Here is a 1,419-nt window from a genome sequence, read left to right on the forward strand (position 1 = left end):
TTCTGCGAGGAGCCGGGAGCCGAGCCGACGCATGGCGGAGATATTGTGGCACCGCCGGGAAACCAGGCGGCAAACAGAGAAAACCAACTTCTGCCTAAACGCCGGTGAGGCCCCGGCTTACTCTCCGGCACTTGCTTGTCCCCCTTTTGCTTGTGCTTTTTTGTATTTGTTCTAAGTCTTTCGTGTTTCGCATAATGGGTCTTATGTAAAAAGGCAAGAATTGCGATCGCTCAAGGATTTGGGGGCTCAGGAGGTCGGTTTTCCGCTCTTGCGGCCTACAAGCGGCAAGGAGCAGGAAGCGCTGGGCACGGCGGCCCGTTTCAGCCGCATTGCTGAAGGGTGGGAGTGGGGTTGGTCGGTTCGACTGAGCTAGTCGCGTTCAGTTAGCGCTGTCGAACGGTTGAGCGATGGTGATCTCTCAACCGGGTCCGCGAGTAGCCTGGTGACGGGATTTGCGGGCTACCGCGCGACACCCACGGCCCTGAGCGAGGCCGGCTGGATCGCCGTCGAGGCCTGGCCGGAGGAGGGCGCCGACAGGGTAGGCGCCGGCGAGGAGGGGGCGCCCGCCTGACCCCTGCACGCCGTGGCGGCTACCCCGTGCTATGCTGGCCGCAAAGGCCATGAAGCGTTGAGGTAAGGTGCCATGCAGCTTGATGAGCTGATTGCCAAGGTACGTCGCCTGCCGGCTTTTCGTCAGCAGGAGGTGCTGGATTTCGTGACTTTCCTGGAAGAGCGCTACGGCGGTGCGGAGCAAGACGATCAGGCCGACTGGTCAGATCAGCAGTTTCACACTCTGAGCGTTGAGCAAGCCATGCGTGGGCTGGAGGACGAGCCTGACCTCTACACCGAGGATGATCTCAAGGAGCGCTGGCCATGAAGCGAGCCGGTCAGATTGCCTTGATGCCCTTTCCTTTCACCGATCTCACCCACAGCAAGAAGCGGCCCGTGCTGTTGCTGCGGCGGCTCGATCACGCCCGTGATGACTGGCTCGTCTGCATGATTTCCTCCCGGCTGCATCAGACAGCGCCAGGTCTCGACTGGGTACTGATGTCGGAGGCTGAGGAGTTTGCTGTCTCCGGTCTCAAAGTGTCCAGTGTCTTTCGGCTGTCACGTGTTGCGGTGCTGGACGGTGTCTTGTTGCTGGGGTCAATGGGGACGGTGACCGAGGCCAGACTGTACGACCTGCGGCGTCGGCTGAGTCGCTGGATTGCCTGTGAAGCCGATGAGGAGGGGACTCCCGCCTGACCCCTGCACGCCGTGACGGCACACAGTGGATGTGGGGGAGGATGTGGGGGACAGGCAGAGCGCCGAGATAAATCGGTAGGAGATTGGAGGTGAAAGCCCTCTGCCCGGTAAGGGAGGCCACCGGCCGGGACCCCGAGTCATGGGCTGTTGCCCGCGAGGGCAGTGGCTAAGCGT

At 61.7% G+C, this 1,419-nt stretch carries 2 protein-coding genes; both read left to right on the top strand.

Going from position 1 to position 1,419, the window contains the following annotated elements:
- Positions 1 to 643: 643 nt before the first annotated feature.
- Positions 644 to 877 carry a DUF2281 domain-containing protein gene (locus tag CKO15_RS13715; RefSeq protein ID WP_200197383.1) on the top strand — a complete coding sequence of 78 codons (234 nt, stop codon included), beginning with the start codon at positions 644 to 646 and terminating at the stop codon, positions 875 to 877.
- Positions 874 to 1,245 carry a type II toxin-antitoxin system PemK/MazF family toxin gene (locus CKO15_RS13720; protein WP_200197385.1) on the top strand — a complete coding sequence of 124 codons (372 nt, stop codon included), beginning with the start codon at positions 874 to 876 and terminating at the stop codon, positions 1,243 to 1,245. Before CKO15_RS13715 ends, CKO15_RS13720 begins: the two co-directional genes overlap by 4 nt.
- Positions 1,246 to 1,419 lie beyond the last annotated feature (174 nt).

This window comes from Halorhodospira abdelmalekii, assembly GCF_016583625.1.
GTDB lineage: Bacteria > Pseudomonadota > Gammaproteobacteria > Nitrococcales > Halorhodospiraceae > Halorhodospira > Halorhodospira abdelmalekii.